The sequence below is a fragment of the Alloyangia pacifica genome, from assembly GCF_900116195.1.
GTDB lineage: Bacteria > Pseudomonadota > Alphaproteobacteria > Rhodobacterales > Rhodobacteraceae > Salipiger > Salipiger pacificus.
Genome location: NZ_FOZW01000001.1, coordinates 34,457 through 51,578, shown reverse-complemented (window position 1 = coordinate 51,578; position 17,122 = coordinate 34,457). Strand labels below are relative to the sequence as shown.

Here is a 17,122-nt window from a genome sequence, read left to right as displayed (position 1 = left end):
CAGAGTCGAGGCCGCAATGTTTCTTTCCGTGTTCGAGATGTTCAAGGTCGGCATCGGACCGTCGTCCTCGCATACCATGGGCCCCATGGTTGCCGCGGCGCGCTTCCTCGACCGGCTGCGCGCTGCGCCCTTTGCCGCCGCCGGGCTGCGCGGCTCGCTGCATGGCTCGCTGGCCTTCACCGGCGTCGGCCATGCCACCGACCGCGCCACCATCCTCGGCCTCGCCGGATTCGAGCCCGAAAGCTATGACGCCGAGGCCGCCGAGGCCGCGCTGTCCGAGATCGACGCCACCGGCATGGTCCACCCCGAGGGCCTTGCCCCGCTGAAGTTCTCGCCGAAGACCGACCTGCGCTTCGACTACGACCGCAATCTGCCCGGCCATGCCAACGGCATGATCCTGATGGCCACCGACGCACAGGGCGACGTGATCCTGCAGGAGACCTATTACTCCGTTGGCGGTGGCTTCGTGCTGACCGAGGACGAGCTGACCTCGGGCGAGGACAAGGACCACGGCCCCGCCGTGCCCTACCCCTTCAAGAGCGCCGCCGAGATGCTGGAGATGGCCGAGAAATCGGGGCTGACCATTGCCGAGATGAAACGCCGCAACGAGCTGTCGCGCCGCCCGGCCGCCGAGCTCGACGCCGGGCTGCTGCGCATTTCCGAGGTGATGATGAATTGCCTCGACCGCGGCCTAGAGGGCGGCGGCATCCTGCCCGGCGGGCTCAACGTCAAGCGTCGCGCCGGCAATATCCACGAACAGCTGCAGGCCGAGCGCGGCCGCAACCTCACCGCACCGCATGTGATCAACGACTGGATGAGCTGCTACGCCATGGCGGTGAACGAGGAGAACGCCGCCGGTGGTCAGGTCGTCACCGCGCCGACCAATGGCGCGGCGGGCGTCGTGCCGGCGGTCATGCGCTACTGGCTCGACTTCGTGCCCGGCGCGACCTCTGCCCGCATCCCCGACTTCCTGCTCACCGCCGCCGCAATCGGCGGGCTGGTGAAGTACAACGCCTCGATCTCCGGCGCCGAGGCCGGCTGCCAGGCCGAGGTCGGCAGCGCTTCGGCGATGGCCGCCGCCGGGCTCTGCGCCGTCATGGGCGGCACCCCGGCGCAGATCGAGAACGCCGCCGAGATCGCGCTCGAGCATCACCTCGGCATGACCTGCGATCCGGTGAAGGGCCTCGTGCAGGTGCCCTGCATCGAGCGCAACGGCCTCGGCGCGATCAAGGCGGTCTCCGCCGCCTCGCTGTCGATGCGCGGCGACGGCACGCACCTCGTGTCGCTCGATGCCTGCATCGAGACCATGCGACAGACCGGCCGCGACATGGGGCATGAATACAAGGAAACCTCGCTCGGCGGCCTCGCGGTCAACGTGCCGAACTGCTGAGGGCAATGCAACGATAGCCGGGCGAGTGCCGGCCCGTTGGGTGGCGCTACAACACCTGCAGTCTTTGCTCTGCCCCGGCCAAGTCCGCGCGACATCCGAGCGCCGAACGAGGGTGACAGAGCGCCAGCCCGCCGGGACGGGCCGGCGCTCTCCCGGCGGCTTCGCCTTGATTCCGGGCGAAGCAGCGCCCAGCGTCGTTCACGCCGCGCGCGCCCCAAGCCGGTACATGAACAGCGTCGCATCCCGCCGCGCCGTGCCTTCCGGCGCCAGCGCATACTCCGGGATTTCCCCGGCAGGCAGGAACCCGCAGGACGCATATAGGTGCTGCGCCGCATCGCCGGTGCGCGTATCCAGCGTGATCAAATCCCGCCCCTGTTGCTCGGCCCGGATCAGCAGCGCCTCGACCAATCCCCGCGCCAGACCGCGGCGGCGGAACTCCGGGTGCACCAGCATCTTCGAGATCTCCGCCCGGTGCGTCTGGTTCGGCATGCCCGCCAGAGCCAACGACACCGTGCCCACCATGCGCTTTCCCTCGAAGGCACCGAAGAGAATGCGGTCGCCGCTCTCGATTTCGGGAACCAGCCCCTCCCAGAAGCGCAGCGCCTCTGCCGCTCCGAAAGGCATCACGAAGCCGACGCTCGCCCCATCCGCCACGCAGGCGGCCAGGATGTCCGCCAAATCCCGCAGGTGATCGCGGATCCCGGATGCGGGAACCTCGCGGATCATGGCGTCACCAGCACCAGCACGTAGAGCGCCGGTTTCTTCTTGCTGAGCGCCGTGAAGCGCGTCGCCCCCTCCAGCCGATAGCGCAGCGTGTCGCCAGCGGCCATTTCGTGCGGCACCCCCTCGACCTCGACCCGCAGCTTGCCCGCAAGCAGGTGCAGGTGGTGCTCCAGCCCCGGCACGGGCGAGGCATCATAGGAAATCTCGGCCCCCGGCTGCAGCGTGCACTGCAGCACCTCGGCGGCCAGGCCGCTGGCGGCGGGCGAGACGACGCGGCGGGTGAAGCCGGTCGCCTCGTCCACCCATTCGGGCTGATCGGCGGCGGGCACATAGGCGGTGAACCCCTCCTCGACCATCGCCATCAGCCGCGACATGCTCAGCCCGTAGGCGATGCAGAGCTTGCCCAGAACCTCGGCGGTGGGGCTGGTCTCGGCCTTTTCGAAGCGCGACAATGCGGCGCGCGAGATGCCGCTGCGCTCGGCCAGCTGGTCCAGTGTCAGCCCGGCCTCGGCGCGCAGCGATGCAAGTCGCCGGGCGAGCCGTGCGGTCAGCCCACCGGCATCGTCGGCGGGCGTGGGAAGGGTCTGGGGCAAGGGGTCGGCCATCGCGAAGCCTCCGGGATTATCTCAATAATGAGAAATATTCCCGATTTTGACCATTCCCGCAAGCCTGATTAGGCCTGCGCCTTCTCCCTCCCCGCCGACAGCGACCTGACCGCGGAGGCCGCCACCACTTCGCCGCTCGCGGCAAACCGATCGTGATACTGTTCGACCCGCCCGAGGTCGTAGAGGTAGTTGACCATCACCCCGCCCGACTGCCGCTGGCCGTTCTCCGAGGTATCGGCCCCGGCGTGCACCGCGTGCACCATCGCGCCGTTGCCGAGGTGAAAGCGCGCCACCGCGTCGCGCGGCCGCCCGTCGCTGCGCTTGGCAGTGAGCAGGTAATGCGCCGCCAGCTGGCTCATCCGCTTGGCGTCCTGCGGATCATAGGCCACCCCCTGCTCCTCCAGCCAGCGCACCAGCCCCGGGATCGGCGAGAGCGTCACGAAGGTCTTCAGCCCCGGCAGCGCGCTCGCGAGATCCGAGGCCACCTGCTTGATCAGCGAGTTGCCGAAGGAAATCCCCGCCAGCCCCGGCTGGCAGTTGGAGATCGAGTAGAACACCGCGGTGTCGGCGCTGCCGACCTCCAGCGGCGCGCGCTCCTCCTCCAGCAGCGCCTGGATCGAGCCGGGCACCCCGCGGGTCAGCGCCACCTCGACGAAGATCAGCGGCTCGTCGGGCATCGCCGGATGGAAGAAGGCAAAGCAGCGCCGGTCGGGCGGCGCGAGCCGGCGGCGCAGGTCGTCCCAGCTGCGGATCGCATGCACCGCCTCGTAGGCGATGATCTTCTCCAGCACATGCGCCGGGCTCTCCCAGCTGATCGGCCGCAGCACCAGGAAGCCGCGGTTGAACCAGCTCTTGAACAGGTGCCGGAAATCCTCGTCGAGCGCTTCCAGCTCGGGCTCGCCCCGCCCCTGGCGCAAGAGGTCGGCACGCATCCGCACCAGCCGCTCGGTCGCGCCGGGCACCATGTTGAGCCGGCGCAGCAACTCGGCGCGCGGCGGCTCTGCCGCCGCCATGAAGGCGCGGTAGCTGCCGCCCGAAGGCGCGTCCTCGTAGGCGTCCAGCGCCGCGCGCACCGCCTCTGCATCGACATTCAGCGCCGCCAGCCCGCGAAAGGCCTCGAGCTTCTCGGACACGGACATGCCGTCGTAGCGCTGCAGAACGTGCCGGGCCAGCATGGTCGCGACGCTTTCGCTGCGCACCTCCAGCAGCTCTCGCACGAGTGCCGGCAGCGCCCGCGGGTCGCGCCGCAGCCGCGGCGCCGCATCGGCACGGCGGTCGAAGATGGTGCTGAGAAGATCGGCAAAGAGACTCATGCGCACTCCTTTCCGGCACCCCTCCGGCGCCCTGCGGTCTCCCCCCGATCCTAGGGTGCGCCGCCGCCCCGCCCGGTGACAAGCCTGTTCGCGCCAACGCCGCCCGAAGCGCGACGATCCCCTCTTCCGCATGTCACAAATATCCCGGGGGAGTCCGCCCCGGCGGACGGGGGCAGAGCCCCCTGCGCCCCGCAACGAACCCCACGACCAACCAAAGCGATCCCTCTCAAACAATTTCCCGCAAAAATTGCGCACCAAACGCCGCCCGGCACAGCTGCTCACTCGCTGGGCAAACCTATGCGCAGCGCACAGCGGATAGGCGAAAATTTCCGCCCCTCCCGCGACGGCAATTGCCTCGAATCGCCGCATTCCTTACCGCTTGGTAAAAAATTCACAAAACACCCACAGGGATGGAAAAGGACAGACGGATGGCAATCGACAAATCGGCCGGGATACTGACCCGGCGCGGACTGCTGAAGAGCACCGGCGCGCTCACGGCGCTTGCGAGCACCGGCCTCGCGGGCAAGCTGACGGCGCAGGAGCCGATCAGCGTGGCGGGCATCTACACGGTGCCGGTCGAACAGCAATGGGTGAGCCGTATCCACGTCGCCGCCGAGGCCGCCAGGGCCGCGGGGCTGATCACCTACACCTACTCCGAGAACACCGCCAACACCGACTATCCGCGCGTCATGCGCGAATATGCCGAGAGCGGCGCACAGCTGATCGTCGGCGAGATCTTCGGCGTCGAGCAGGAAGCCCGCGAGGTGGTGCTCGACTACCCCGAGACCGCCTTCCTCATGGGCTCGAGCTTCATGCCCGACGAGGCCTATCCGAACCTCGGCGTCTTCGACAATTACATCCAGGACGCCTCGTACCTCTCGGGCATCATCGCCGGCGCGATGAGCGAGACCGGCAATATCGGCATGGTCGGCGGCTTCCCGATCCCCGAGGTGAACCGCCTGATGCACGCCTTCATGGCGGGCGTGAAGGAGAGCAAACCCGAGGCCACCTTCCAGGTCAGCTTCATCGGCTCCTGGTTCGATCCGCCCAAGGCCAAGGAAACCGCCTTCGCAATGATCGAAAGCGGCGCCGACATGCTCTACGCCGAACGCTTCGGCGTCTCCGACGCGGCGCAGGAAAAGGGCGTTCTGGCGATCGGCAACGTCATCGACACGCAGGCCGACTACCCCGAAACCGTGGTCGCCTCGGCACTCTGGGACTTCGGCCCGACGCTGGCAGCGGCGCTGGCCAAGGTCGGCGATGGCAGCTTCTCGGCAGAGAACTACGGCACCTACAGCTTCATGAAGGAAGGCGGCTGCTCGCTCGCCCCGCTCGGCACCTTCGAGGGCAAGGTCCCGCAAGAGGCGCTCGACATGGTGGCGGCGAAGGAAGCGGCGATCAAGGACGGCTCCTTCACCGTCGAGATCAACGACGAAGAGCCCAAGTCCTCGTGAGGACTCGGGTGAGGAACCGGCAATGACCGAGACCAAGGAGGCGCAGGACGTGGTCCTGCGCCTTTCCGGCATCACCAAGCGCTTCGGCGCGCTGACCGCCAATGACGCCATCAGCTTCTCGCTGGCGCGCGGCGAGGTCGTGGCGCTCTTGGGCGAGAACGGCGCCGGCAAGACCACCCTGATGAACATCCTCTTCGGCCACTACACCGCCGACGAGGGCACGGTGGAGGTCTTCGGCCAGCCGCTGCCGCCCGGCCTTCCCGGCGCGGCGCTGGCGGCGGGCGTGGGCATGGTGCACCAGCATTTCACTCTCGCCGACAACATGACCGTGCTCGAGAACATCCTTCTCGGCACCGCGCCGCTCTGGCGCCCCGGCCTCGGGCGCGGCGGCGCCCGGCAGCGCGTGCAGCAACTCTCGCGAGATTTCGGGCTCGCCGTGCATCCCGATGCCCGCGTCGCGACGCTCTCGGTGGGCGAGCGGCAGCGGGTCGAGATCCTGAAAGCGCTCTACCGCGAGGCCCGCATCCTGATCCTCGACGAGCCCACGGCGGTGCTTACCCCGCAGGAAAGCGACGCGCTCTTCGAGACCTTGCGCAAGGCGGTGGCGCAGGGGCTCTCGGTGATCTTCATCTCGCACAAGCTGCACGAGGTGACGGCGGTCTCGTCGCGCGTGCTGGTGCTGCGCCACGGCAGGCTCGTGGGCGAGGTCGCCACCGCCGAAACCGACCGCCACCAACTCGCGGAGCTGATGGTCGGCGCCGAGATCACGCCCCCTGCCCCCGCCGAAGCCCGCCCCGGCGCCACATTGCTGAAACTCGAGAAGGTCTCGACCCCAGCGCGCGGCAACCGCACCGGGCTCCGCGGCATCGACCTCGAACTGAAGGCCGGGCAGATCCTCGGCCTCGCCGGCGTCTCCGGCAATGGTCAGGGCGCGCTCGCCGACCTGCTGTCGGGGCTCGAGACCCCCAGCGCGGGCACCATGGAACTGACCGGCGAAACGGTCACCAGCTGGTCCCCGCGCGACGCCCTCAAGGCCCGCATCGGACGCATCCCGGAGGACCGTCACACGACCGGCACCATCGCCGATTTCACCCTCACCGAGAACGCCGTGCTCGAGCGCTACGCGCAGCCCCCCATCGCGACATCGGGCTGGATGGACTGGTCCGCCGCGCGCCGCGCCGCCGAGCAGGTCATCGAGACCTACGATGTCCGCTGCCCCGGCCCAGAGACCCGCATCCGCCTGCTTTCGGGCGGCAACATGCAAAAGCTGATCCTCGGTCGGGTGCTCGAGGCGCAGCCGATGATCATCCTCGCCAACCAGCCCGTCCGCGGCCTCGACATCGGCGCGGTCACCTACGTGCAGGAGCGGCTCATCGCCGCCCGCGACGCCGGTGCCGCGGTGCTGCTGATTTCCGAGGATCTCGACGAGGTGCTGACGCTGTCGGACGTGGTGCGGGTGATCTGCGAGGGCCGCCTCTCGCCGGAATTCCCGCGCGGCAGCAAGACCCCCGCCGAGCTGGGCCAATGGATGGCCGGACAGGGGTTCGACGATGCTGCCTGACGTGCTTCACGAAAATCTTCCGGCGCGCCTCCCGGCGTCCCCCCCGCAGCCCGGCGTCGGCACACCGCGCCCCCTCCGCCCTTCTTCTCTTTCCAAATACGCAATCCCCACACTCTCCACCGCCACCGCCGACGGGGCAGAGTCACAGCTGACCAGAGGCCGCCATGCGCCTTGATCCCATCGCCGCCCCCTCGCCGGCCCGAACCCTCGGCCTGCCCGCGCTGGCGCTTGGCGCCACGGTGCTGGTCGCCATGGGGCTCGCCCTCATCGCCGGGGCCGATCCGCTCGCCACGCTGGGCCTGATCGCCCGCGGTGCTGCGGGCTCGAAGTTCGCGCTGCTGGAGACGCTCAACCGCGCCACGCCACTCATTTTCACCGGTCTCGCCATCTCGGTCGCCTTCCGCGCCCGGCTCTGGAACATCGGCGCCGAGGCGCAGCTCTACGCGGGGGCTCTGGTCACCGTGGTCATCGGCACGCAACTCGGCCTGCCCGGCCCGCTCGCCCTGCCTCTGATGGCGCTCGGCGCGGTGCTTGCCGGCGCGCTGGTGCTGCTCGGCCCGGTGCTGCTGAAGACCCGGCTCGGCGTGGACGAGGTGGTCACCACCTTGCTGCTCAACTTCATCATGGCGCTTTTCATCTCCTACCTGCTCGAGGGACCGCTGAAGGACCCGATGGGCATGGGCTGGCCCAAGTCCCCGGCGCTGCCGCGCGATGCCCGCCTGCCGCGGATCGTCGAGGGGCTGCGGCTTCACTGGGGCTTCGGGCTGGCGCTGCTCTCGGCGCTGGCCGTGTGGGTCATGCAGACCCGCACCACCCTCGGCTACGAGATCCGCGCCACCGGCCTCAACGCAGAGGCGGCGCGATTTGCCGGCATTCCGGTGGGCCGGGTGCTGGTCAAGACCGCGCTGATCTCCGGCGGGCTCGCCGCGCTGGCCGGCTTCTCCGAGGTCGCGGGGCTGAAGGGCAACCTCACCGCCGATCTCTCGCCCGGTTTCGGCTATACCGGCATCGTCGTTGCCATGCTGGCGCTGCTGCATCCGCTGGGGGTCGTCGTCTCGGCGCTCTTCGTGGCCGGGGTCTTTGTCGGCGCCGACAGCATGTCGCGCGCCGCGGGCGTGCCGACCTATATCGCCGACATCCTGCTCGCCACGGCGCTCCTGTTCATGGTGCTGGCGATCCTGCTTACCAAAGTCCGGGTGGTGCGCGGATGACCGAGATCATCGATATCCTCATCTCCGCCAGCTTCTGGGCCGCGGTGTTGCGCATCGCCTCGCCGCTGATCTTCGCCACCCTCGGAGAGCTGATCTGCGAGCGTGCGGGCGTGCTCAATCTCGGCATCGAGGGCATCATGGTCTTTGGCGCCTTCGCGGGCTGGATGGCGGTCTACGCCGGGCTCGGCCTCTGGCCGGGCGTTCTGGTCGCGCTGCTGGCCGGCATGGCCTTCGGTGCGCTCCATGCGCTGCTCACCGTGCCCTTTGGCCTGTCGCAGCATGTGGTGGGGCTTGGCATCACCATGCTCGCCACCTCGTCGGCCTATTACGCCTACCGCCTCGCTCTGCCCGAGGTCACCAGCCCGCCGCGCATCGACCCCTTCCAGCCGCTGCACATCCCGGGGCTGTCGGACATCCCCTGGCTCGGGCAGGCGCTGTTCTCGCAGACCGCGCTCACATGGGCCGCCTTCGGCTGCGCCGCGCTGGTGGCGCTGGTGCTCTACCGCACGCCGCTGGGCCTTGCCGTGCGCGCCGCCGGGGAGAACCCGCAGGCGGTCGAGGCGCAGGGGCTTTCCGTGGCCGCGATCCGCATGGGCGCCGTCATAGTGGGCTCCGGCCTGATGGCCGTCGGCGGCGCCTTCCTCACCATGTCGGCCTTCTCGTCCTTCTTCTTCGAGATGGTCAACGGCCGCGGCTGGATCTGTATCGCGCTGGTGGTCTTCGGTGCGTGGAAGCCCGGAAAGGCGCTGCTCGGAGCGCTGCTCTTCGCCGGCTTCGACGCGCTGCAGATCCGCCTGCAGCAGACCCCCATGGGACAGCTCGTGCCCTATCAGGTCTTCCTGATGATCCCCTACGTGCTGTCGATCCTCGCCCTTATCCTCATGTCGCGCCGGGCCGAGGTGCCCGCGGCGCTGATGACCCCCTTCAACCGCGGAGAGCGCTGAATGGCCAGCTTCGACATCCTCGTCACCGGCGGCACCCTGCCGGACGGGACCATTGCCGACATCGGTATCACAGGCACGCATATCGCCGCCATCGGCGACCTGACGGGCTCCGAGGCAGGCGAGACCATCGACGCCGCGGGCGACCTCGTCTCCCCGCCCTTCGTCGATCCGCATTTCCACATGGATGCCACGCTCAGCTACGGCACACCGCGGATCAACGCCTCTGGCACGCTGCTTGAGGGCATCGACCTCTGGGGCGAGCTGCGCGAGCAGGCGACGGTCGACGAGATGGTCGCCCGGGCGCTCGACTACTGCGACTGGGCCGTCTCACTGGGCCTTCTGGCGATCCGCAGCCACGTCGACACAACCCCCGATCACCTCAATACCGTCACCGCGATGCTGGAGGTGCAGGAGAAGGTGAAACCCTATCTCGACCTGCAGCTCGTCGCCTTTCCGCAGGACGGCTTCCTGCGCAGCCCCACGGGGCGCGAGAACCTGATCCGCGCGCTGGACATGGGCGTCGAGGTGGTCGGCGGCATCCCCCATTTCGAGCGCACCATGGGTGACGGCGCGGCCTCGCTGAAGGAGCTCTGCGAGATCGCCGCAGACCGGGGCCTGCTGGTCGACATCCACTGTGACGAGACCGACGATCCCCTATCGCGCCACATCGAGGCTCTCGCTTACGAGACCCAGCGGCTCGGATTGCAGGGGCGCGTGGCGGGCAGCCACCTGACCTCGATGCATTCGATGGACAACTATTACGTGTCCAAATTGCTCCCTCTGATCGCGGAGGCGGAGATCTCCGCGATCCCCAATCCGCTGATCAACATCACCCTGCAGGGGCGGCACGACAGCTACCCCAAGCGCCGGGGCCTGACCCGCGTCAAGGAGATGCAGGCCATGGGCATCCGCGTCGGTTGGGGGCAGGACTGCGTGCGCGACCCGTGGTACTCGCTCGGCACCGGCGACATGCTCGACGTGGCCTTCATGGGGCTGCACGTGGCGCAGATGACCTCGCCGCAGGAAATGGCCCGCTGCTTCACCATGGTGACCGAAGAGAACGCCCGGATCCTGCATCTCGACGGCTACGGGCTCTCGGTCGGCAACATGGCCTCGCTGGTGGTGCTCGACGCCGGCGATCCGATCGAGGCGCTGCGCCTGCGGCCCGACCGGCTCTGCGTCATCTCCAAGGGCAAGATGGTCTCGAAACAGGCCCGCAACGACGCGCGCCTCGCCCTGCCCGGCCGCCCCGGCAGCGTGCGGCGCCGGCACAAGGTGCCGTCCTGAGCACACAAGAAAGGACCCGTTGTCCCTGCGGGGACAGCGGCTTTCGTGCGCGCGAAAACTGCGCCGGAAACGCGAAAAAGGCCCGCGATCGTCGCGCGCCCTTGGCGGTCTGGTTCATGCTATGCTGGGATAAATGGCAGCCCGTAGGGGAATCGAACCCCTCTTTCCAGGTTGAAAACCTGGCGTCCTAACCGATAGACGAACGGGCCATTGCAACGCGACCACCGAAACTTTCGACCCGATGGAGAGGCTGTTGCGAACCTCATGAACCCCAGCTGACCCGGTCTCTGACCCCGATTTTGCCCGTCCCCGCGGGGACAAAAACAAAACCAGTGGCAGCCCGTAGGGGAATCGAACCCCTCTTTCCAGGTTGAAAACCTGGCGTCCTAACCGATAGACGAACGGGCCGTGCCGGCTGGTGAGGGGCGTTCTAGTCAAAGCTCAGACCCCTTGCAAGCGGAATTTTGCGGTTTTTTCACCCATCCGTGACTTTTTCGCAAATCACTGATAATGATGGATAATTCCCGCGGAAAATTGCTTACCCGGCGGCAGGCGCAGCATCCTCCAGCCGCATCTGCACCGAGCGCCGCCCGTTCCACTCGTTGATCTCGAAGCGCCCGGCGAGGTGGAATCGAGCGCCCTTGTGCTGGCTCAACGCCTGCCCCATCGGTGTGTCGAAAGCGCCGAAGCAGATGGCGTCGATCTTCGCACCCAGCCCGTCCCCGGCGGTGATCTTCAGGTGCCCGGTGCCGACCTCCTTGGCAAAAAGGATCTGCGCATCGGGCATGGCAAAGCGCGGGCCCGGCGCGCCTGCCCCAAAGGGCCCGGCCTGCTCCATGCGGTCGCACAGCTCGGTGCTGGCGACCCCCGGCATCATCAGCCCGTCGAGCCGCAGGTCCGCCGCGCCGCCCTGCCCCGCGCCCTGCTTGGCGAGAAGCTCCGCCAGCCGCACCATGGCGGGCTCGAGCTTGTCCTCGGCAACGGTAAGCCCCGCCGCCATCTTGTGGCCGCCACCCTTGATCAGCAGCCCCTCGGCCGCGAGCTTCTGGATGCTCGCGCCCAGATCGACGCCCGAGACCGAACGGCCCGAGCCCTTGCCCTCGCCGCCGTCGAAGCCGATGACGATGGAGGGGCGGTTGGTCATCTCCTTGAGGCGCGAGGCAACGATGCCGACCACGCCCGGATGCCAGCCCTCGCCCGCCGCCCAGACCAGCGGCGCGTCGAGGCCGCGCTCCTCCGCCTGCGCGATGGCCGAGGCGCGCACCGCCTCCTCGACCTCGCGGCGCTCGGAGTTGAGCTTGTCGAGCCGCTCGGCCAGCGCCTCGGCCTCGTGACGGTCGCGGGTAGCGAGCAGCCGAGCGCCAAGGTCGGCCTGGCCGATCCGCCCGCCGGCGTTGATCCGGGGCCCCAGCACGTAGCCAAGATGATAGGCCGAGGGCGCCGTGTCGAGCCGCGCCACGTCCGAAAGCGCCACGAGACCGGGCCGCTCGCGCCGCGCCATGACCTGCAGGCCGGAGCGGACAAAGGCGCGGTTGACCCCGCGCAGCGGCGCCACGTCGGCGACGGTGGCCAGCGCCACCAGATCGAGCAGCGACATGAGGTCCGGGCCCCGCGCCCCGACCTCGCGCATCAGCCGGCCGCAATCGACCAACACCATGAAGACCACCGCGGCGGCGCAGAGATGCGCCAGCGCGCCGTCCTCGTCCTGCCGGTTGGGGTTCACCACCGCCACGCAGTCGGGCAGCGTCTCGCCCCCGAGGTGGTGATCGAGCACCACGACGTCGGCGCCCTTTGCCGCGGCGATGGGCTCATGCGAGAGCGTGCCGCAGTCGACGCAGATGATCAGGTCGTGCGCACTTGCCAGCTGCTGCATCGCCGGCACGTTCGGGCCGTAGCCCTCGTCGATGCGGTCGGGCACGTAAAGTGTCGCCTCCAGCCCGAGCTGCCGCAGCCAGTCGATGAGCAGCGCCGCCGAGCTGCCGCCGTCGACGTCGTAATCGGCAAAGATGGCGATGCGCTCGCGCCGCTGCACCGCCTGCAGGATTCGCCCCGAGGCCTTCTCCATGTCGCGCATGGAGCGCGGGTCGGGCATCAGGTCGCGCAGCTTGGGGTCGAGAAAGCCCGGCACCTCTTCGCCCGGCACGCCGAGCCGCGCCAGCACCGCGCAGAGCGGCCGTGGCAGGTGCGTGGCCTGCGCCAGCGCCTCGGCCTGCCGCTCGACCTCGACCGCCGGCCCGACCCAGCGCCGCCCGCTCAGCGACCGCTCCACACCCAGATAGCTCATGCGCCCCTCGCGTTTCTTCTTTGTGCCCGAATTCCGCTTCCTCCTAGCGCGAAACGGCGCGGAACGGAACGGGGCACGCCGGACCGGCGCCGCGCGGGTGGTGAGGGTCGGATTTGCGTACTTTTAAAGAGAAGAAGCGGCGGGATCAGGCCTACCGGGCGGGTGCGTCGTCCCTCCGACCGGCGGTCGTTTATGGGAACGCCATCGTTTTCGGGGCCCACGAGCGCCGCTGCAAACAGGGGCGACGGGCCCGGTTGGCGGTCCGGCACTTGACCGATGCGCGACAGGACCGCGCCGACAGTGCGCCTCGAAAGCGAAAGGGGCCCGCGATCGCGAGCCCCTTCTTCTCTTTCCAAATACGCAGATCCGGCGCACGCCGGCCCGCGCTCAGCCCTCGAAGGGGTTGCGGTACTGCACGCGGCGCACCGAGCCGGTCTTCGAGCGCATCAGGATGGTCTCGGTCTCGATCCAGCCCGGCGAGCGCTTGATGCCCGAGAGGATCGAGCCGTTGGTCACGCCGGTGGCGGCAAAGATCACGTCGGCGGTGACCAGCTCGTCGCGGGCGTAGATCTTGTCGAGATCGGTGATGCCCGCCTTGGCGGCGCGGCCGCGCTCGTCGTCGTTGCGGAACAGCAGCCGGCCGTACATCTGGCCGCCCATGCACTTGAGCGCCGCCGCGGCGAGCACACCCTCGGGCGCGCCGCCCGAGCCCATGTACATGTCAATGCCGGTGATCTCGGGCTCGGCGCAGTGCATCACGCCGGCGACGTCGCCGTCGGTGATCAGCCGGATGCCGGCGCCGGTGGCGCGGACCTCGGCGATCAGCTCCTCGTGGCGCGGGCGCTCGAGGATGCAGACGGTGATGTCGGTCATCGCGCAGCCCTTGGCCGCCGCCAGCGCCGCGACCCGCTCGGAGGGGGTCATGTCGAGCGTCACCACGCCCTCCTCGAAGCCCGGGCCGATCGCCAGCTTGTCCATGTAGACGTCGGGCGCGTGCAGCATCGAGCCGCGCGGGCCCATCGCGATCACGGTCAGGGCGTTGGGCATGTCCTTGGCGGTCAGCGTGGTGCCTTCCAGCGGGTCGAGCGCGATGTCCACGCCCGGGCCGTTGCCGGTGCCGACCTCTTCGCCGATGTAGAGCATCGGTGCCTCGTCGCGCTCGCCCTCGCCGATCACCACCACACCGGCGATGTCCAGCAGGTTCAGCTGCTCGCGCATGGCGTTGACCGCCGCCTGGTCCGCGGCTTTCTCGTCGCCGCGACCGATGAGGCTGGCTGAGGCGATGGCGGCCTGTTCGGCAACACGGGCAAGCCCGAGCGAAAGCATGCGGTCATTGAAATCGACGGGAGCAGACATGAGGTCTTCCTTGAAAAAATTTACGCTTAGGAAGGGTGTACCGCGCCCGGTCCGAGGAGGGCAAGGCCGCTCGCGCTAACCGCTCCGCGCATGACAGCGCGGAGACGGTCAGATGTCAGCAGGATGTCAAAGCGGGCTCAGACCGCCTCGATCCGCAGCGCGACGGGGGTGCCATGCACCACGCCGGTGTCCGCCATCGCCGCCAGCGCCGAATCGAGCGCGTCGCGGGTGGTCTTGTGGGTGACGATCAGCACCGGGGCGGTGTCCGCCGTCGGGCTCTGACCGTATTGCCGCAGACGGTTGATCGAGACCCCCGCCTCGCCGAGCGCGGCAGCCACCTTGGCCAGAGCGCCGGGCCGGTCGGCCAGCGCCATGCGCAGGTAGTAGGGGGCCGGGGTCGTGGCCTTGGTCGCCACCGGTTTGATCAGGCTCGACGCCGGGGCGCCGAAGGTCGACAGCCGGGTGCCGCGCGCCACGTCCATGACGTCGCCCATCACCGCCGAAGCGGTGGGGCCCTCGCCGGCACCGGCGCCGCGCAGCACGATCTGGCCGACCTCGTCGCCCTCGATCACCACCATGTTCGTGCCGCCCTCGAGCTGGCCGAGCGGCGAGGAGGCGGGCACGAGGCTCGGTGCCATCGACTGCTCGAGGCCGCGCTCGGTCATCCGGCAGACACCCAGCAGCTTGATGCGGTAGCCCATGTCGGCGGCCTGGCGGATGTCCTCGATCGACACACGACCGATGCCTTCCAGCTCGACCTCGTCGAAGGCCACCTGCGTGCCATAAGCGATGGACGAGAGCAGTGAGAGCTTGTGGCCGGCGTCGATGCCGCCCACGTCGAGCTCGGGATCGGCCTCGAGATAGCCGAGCCCGTCGGCCTCGGCAAAGGCCTCCTGGTAGGACAGGCCACCGGTTTCCATGCGCGTCAGGATGTAGTTGCAGGTGCCGTTCATCACGCCCATGACACGGGTGATGCGGTTGGCGGAAAGCCCCTCGGTCAGCGCCTTGATGACCGGGATGCCGCCGGCCACCGCCGCCTCGAAGCGCAGCACCGCGCCGGTGCTCTCGGCCAGTTCGGCCAGCGCCTGACCATGGTGGGCGAGCAGCGCCTTGTTGGCGGTGACCACGTCCTTGCCGGCCCTCAGCGCGGCCTCGGTCGCGGCCTTGGCGGGGCCATCGGAGCCGCCCATCAGCTCGACCAGCACATCGACGTCGTCGCGCTTGGCCAGTGCCACGGGATCGTCCTCCCAGGCATAATCCGCCAGCGAGACGCCACGGTCCTTGTCGCGATTGCGCGCCGAGACCGCCGAGATGACGATCCTGCGGCCGGAGCGGGCCTCGAGCAGCTCCGCCTTCTGCTGCACGATCTTGACGACGCCGGCACCGACAGTGCCAAGGCCCGCAATCCCCAGGCGCAGAGGTTCAGACATATGCGGGTTCCTTCTTTTCCGGTGTCTTCATGTGATTTGGTCGGTGTTGCCTTAGCCGTATCGACGGGCGGGTGCAACGTCGCGCAAAGGCGCTCAAGGGGCCCTGACCCGGCGCTGTTGCCGGCGGGCTTTACGCGTCCGGGATCTCGGGAAAGGCGACGCCGCCATCCATCCGGTCGCGCGCCGTGCTGTCGACCACCGATCCCTGCAGGGCCTCGGCGCGGCGGCGCAACGCCTCGGCGCGGCTGTCGAGATCCTCGCCCATCTCCGGCTGGGTGCGCACCGGCGTGCCGGCCCGGACCAACCCGTCCATCGGCACCATCCTCGGCCAGGGCGCGGTGGACACGCCCGGGCTCTGCGCGCCGTCGAACTCCGGGAAGTTCGTGCAGCCCGCGGTCAGGGCGAAGAGTGTCAGGAGCACGAGGCGCATGGGGACTTTCGGATCGCTGTGACGCGCCGCTTGCGCGGCAGACTGTGCCTGTCTTGCCGCAAGCGCCGCGTCAGGGCAAGGGCGGCGCGCATCCCGGCTTGATCTGAACGTGTGTTCAGATAAAGAGGAAAGATGGCCCGTACCGCAGGATCGCATTCCGACATCACCGGGCCGCGGATCCGCGAGGCGGCGCTGCGGCTCTTTGCCAAGCACGGCTATGCCGCCGTCTCGATGCGCCGCATCGCGTCGGAGGTCGGCGTGCAGGCCGGGGCGCTCTACAACTACATTCCCGACAAGCAGGCGCTGCTCTTCTCGCTGCTCAAGGGGCACATGGACGAGCTGCTGGAGACCTGGGAGGCCACGCCGCAGCCCGCCGATCCGCTGGCGCGGCTCGAAGCCTTCGTGCGCTTCCACATCCGCTTCACCCTGCGGCGCGCGGAATCGATCTTTATCTCCTACATGGAGCTGCGCAACCTCGAGCCGGAGAACTTCGTGCAGATCGAGGCGCTGCGCGGTCGCTACGAGGGCATGCTCGAGCAAATCCTGCGCGACGGCCAGGCGGCGGGACAGCTGTCGGTGCCCGACACGCGGATCGCCGCCTTCGCGCTCATCGGCATGCTGACCGGGGTGAACACCTGGTACCGCGAGGGCGGGCGGCTGTCCGAGGAGGAGGTCGCCGCGCTCTACTGGGACATGGCGCGCAAGGCGGTGGGCGCGGGCTGACGCAGCTCCAGCAGCTCGATGCGGTTGCCGAAAGGATCCTTTACGAAGACCCGGCGGAAGGCCGGCAGGTCGACGTCGCGGCGACACGTGATGCCCTGCGCTTCCAGATGCGCGACGCTCTGCGCGAGGCTGGCGACCCGGAAGGCCGGATGCGCCTTGAGCGCCGGGGCGAAGGGCGTCTCTATGCCGAGGTGCAGTTCGACCCCCGGCCCGGCGAACCAGCAGCCGCCACGCCCACGCAATGACTCGGGCTTGTCCAGCTCGCGCAGGCCCAGCACGCCGCTGTAGAAGGCCCGCGCCGCCGCCTCGCCGCCCTCGGGCATGGCGAGCTGCAGATGGTGCAGGCCGAGGATCACAGAGCCGCCATGGCGGGCACCAAAAGCCTTCGAAGGCTTTTGCAACGTCCTTCGA

Annotated in this window: 15 protein-coding genes and 2 tRNA genes; 7 read left to right on the top strand and 10 right to left on the bottom strand. The window is 68.9% G+C overall.

Annotated features, from left to right (window positions below; genetic code table 11):
* Positions 1–16 precede the first annotated feature (16 nt).
* The gene (locus BM397_RS00255) at positions 17–1,390 is read left to right on the top strand and encodes an L-serine ammonia-lyase (RefSeq protein WP_092426707.1); all 1,374 of its coding nucleotides are present in this window, start codon (positions 17–19) and stop codon (positions 1,388–1,390) included.
* A 198-nt stretch (positions 1,391–1,588) separates the two neighbouring features.
* On the opposite strand, the gene BM397_RS00250 is transcribed toward BM397_RS00255, so the two are convergent.
* The 3 genes from BM397_RS00250 to BM397_RS00240 form a co-directional block, all read right to left on the bottom strand.
* Positions 1,589–2,116, bottom strand: a complete 528-nt coding sequence (locus BM397_RS00250; RefSeq protein ID WP_092426709.1) for a GNAT family N-acetyltransferase — start codon at positions 2,114–2,116, stop codon at positions 1,589–1,591.
* Positions 2,113–2,718 (bottom strand): helix-turn-helix domain-containing protein, encoded by a 606-nt coding sequence (locus tag BM397_RS00245; RefSeq protein ID WP_092426711.1) that lies wholly within the window; start codon positions 2,716–2,718, stop codon positions 2,113–2,115. Before BM397_RS00245 ends, BM397_RS00250 begins: the two co-directional genes overlap by 4 nt.
* A gap of 68 nt (positions 2,719–2,786) precedes the next feature.
* A complete protein-coding gene (locus tag BM397_RS00240) occupies positions 2,787–4,031 on the bottom strand; it encodes a malonyl-CoA decarboxylase (RefSeq protein WP_092426713.1) in 1,245 nt (414 codons plus the stop codon).
* A 428-nt stretch (positions 4,032–4,459) separates the two neighbouring features.
* On the opposite strand from BM397_RS00240, the gene BM397_RS00235 reads away from it, so the two are divergent.
* The 5 genes from BM397_RS00235 to BM397_RS00215 all read left to right on the top strand — a co-directional run bounded on the left by BM397_RS00235 (position 4,460) and on the right by BM397_RS00215 (position 10,488).
* Positions 4,460–5,485: a BMP family protein gene (locus BM397_RS00235; protein WP_092426715.1), complete on the top strand. Its 1,026-nt coding sequence runs from the start codon at positions 4,460–4,462 to the stop codon at positions 5,483–5,485.
* Positions 5,486–5,507: 22 nt separating this feature from the next.
* Positions 5,508–7,046 carry an ABC transporter ATP-binding protein gene (locus tag BM397_RS00230; protein ID WP_092426716.1) on the top strand — a complete coding sequence of 513 codons (1,539 nt, stop codon included), beginning with the start codon at positions 5,508–5,510 and terminating at the stop codon, positions 7,044–7,046.
* Positions 7,047–7,210: 164 nt separating this feature from the next.
* Positions 7,211–8,257 carry an ABC transporter permease gene (locus tag BM397_RS00225; protein WP_092426718.1) on the top strand — a complete coding sequence of 349 codons (1,047 nt, stop codon included), beginning with the start codon at positions 7,211–7,213 and terminating at the stop codon, positions 8,255–8,257.
* Complete coding sequence (locus BM397_RS00220; RefSeq protein WP_092426720.1) at positions 8,254–9,201, top strand: ABC transporter permease; 948 nt, start codon at positions 8,254–8,256, stop codon at positions 9,199–9,201. Before BM397_RS00225 ends, BM397_RS00220 begins: the two co-directional genes overlap by 4 nt.
* A complete protein-coding gene (locus BM397_RS00215; RefSeq protein ID WP_092426722.1) occupies positions 9,202–10,488 on the top strand; it encodes an amidohydrolase family protein in 1,287 nt (428 codons plus the stop codon). It abuts the gene before it with no gap.
* 134 nt (positions 10,489–10,622) lie between these two features.
* Here BM397_RS00215 and BM397_RS00210 read toward each other — a convergent pair.
* From BM397_RS00210 to BM397_RS00185, 6 genes are all read right to left on the bottom strand, one after another.
* A tRNA-Glu gene (locus BM397_RS00210) sits at positions 10,623–10,697 on the bottom strand.
* 124 nt (positions 10,698–10,821) lie between these two features.
* Positions 10,822–10,896: transfer RNA gene (locus BM397_RS00205), tRNA-Glu, on the bottom strand.
* A 130-nt stretch (positions 10,897–11,026) separates the two neighbouring features.
* Positions 11,027–12,772 (bottom strand): single-stranded-DNA-specific exonuclease RecJ, encoded by a 1,746-nt coding sequence (recJ, locus tag BM397_RS00200; protein ID WP_092426723.1) that lies wholly within the window; start codon positions 12,770–12,772, stop codon positions 11,027–11,029.
* 387 nt (positions 12,773–13,159) lie between these two features.
* Positions 13,160–14,128, bottom strand: coding sequence for a class II fructose-bisphosphatase (glpX, locus tag BM397_RS00195; protein ID WP_092426725.1), 969 nt, complete (start codon positions 14,126–14,128; stop codon positions 13,160–13,162).
* Positions 14,129–14,265: 137 nt separating this feature from the next.
* Positions 14,266–15,558, bottom strand: coding sequence for a homoserine dehydrogenase (locus BM397_RS00190; protein WP_092426727.1), 1,293 nt, complete (start codon positions 15,556–15,558; stop codon positions 14,266–14,268).
* 130 nt (positions 15,559–15,688) lie between these two features.
* Positions 15,689–15,988 carry a hypothetical protein gene (locus BM397_RS00185; protein WP_092426729.1) on the bottom strand — a complete coding sequence of 100 codons (300 nt, stop codon included), beginning with the start codon at positions 15,986–15,988 and terminating at the stop codon, positions 15,689–15,691.
* A gap of 132 nt (positions 15,989–16,120) precedes the next feature.
* Here BM397_RS00185 and BM397_RS00180 point away from each other — a divergent pair, with 132 nt between their 5' ends.
* On the top strand, positions 16,121–16,711 hold the full coding sequence (locus BM397_RS00180; RefSeq protein ID WP_092426731.1) for a TetR/AcrR family transcriptional regulator: 591 nt from the start codon (positions 16,121–16,123) through the stop codon (positions 16,709–16,711).
* Here the strand turns inward: BM397_RS00180 and BM397_RS00175 are convergent.
* Positions 16,672–17,112 (bottom strand): VOC family protein, encoded by a 441-nt coding sequence (locus tag BM397_RS00175; protein ID WP_245696126.1) that lies wholly within the window; start codon positions 17,110–17,112, stop codon positions 16,672–16,674. The two genes, BM397_RS00180 and BM397_RS00175, sit on opposite strands and share 40 nt — an antisense overlap.
* Between the last annotated feature and the right edge of the window lie 10 nt (positions 17,113–17,122).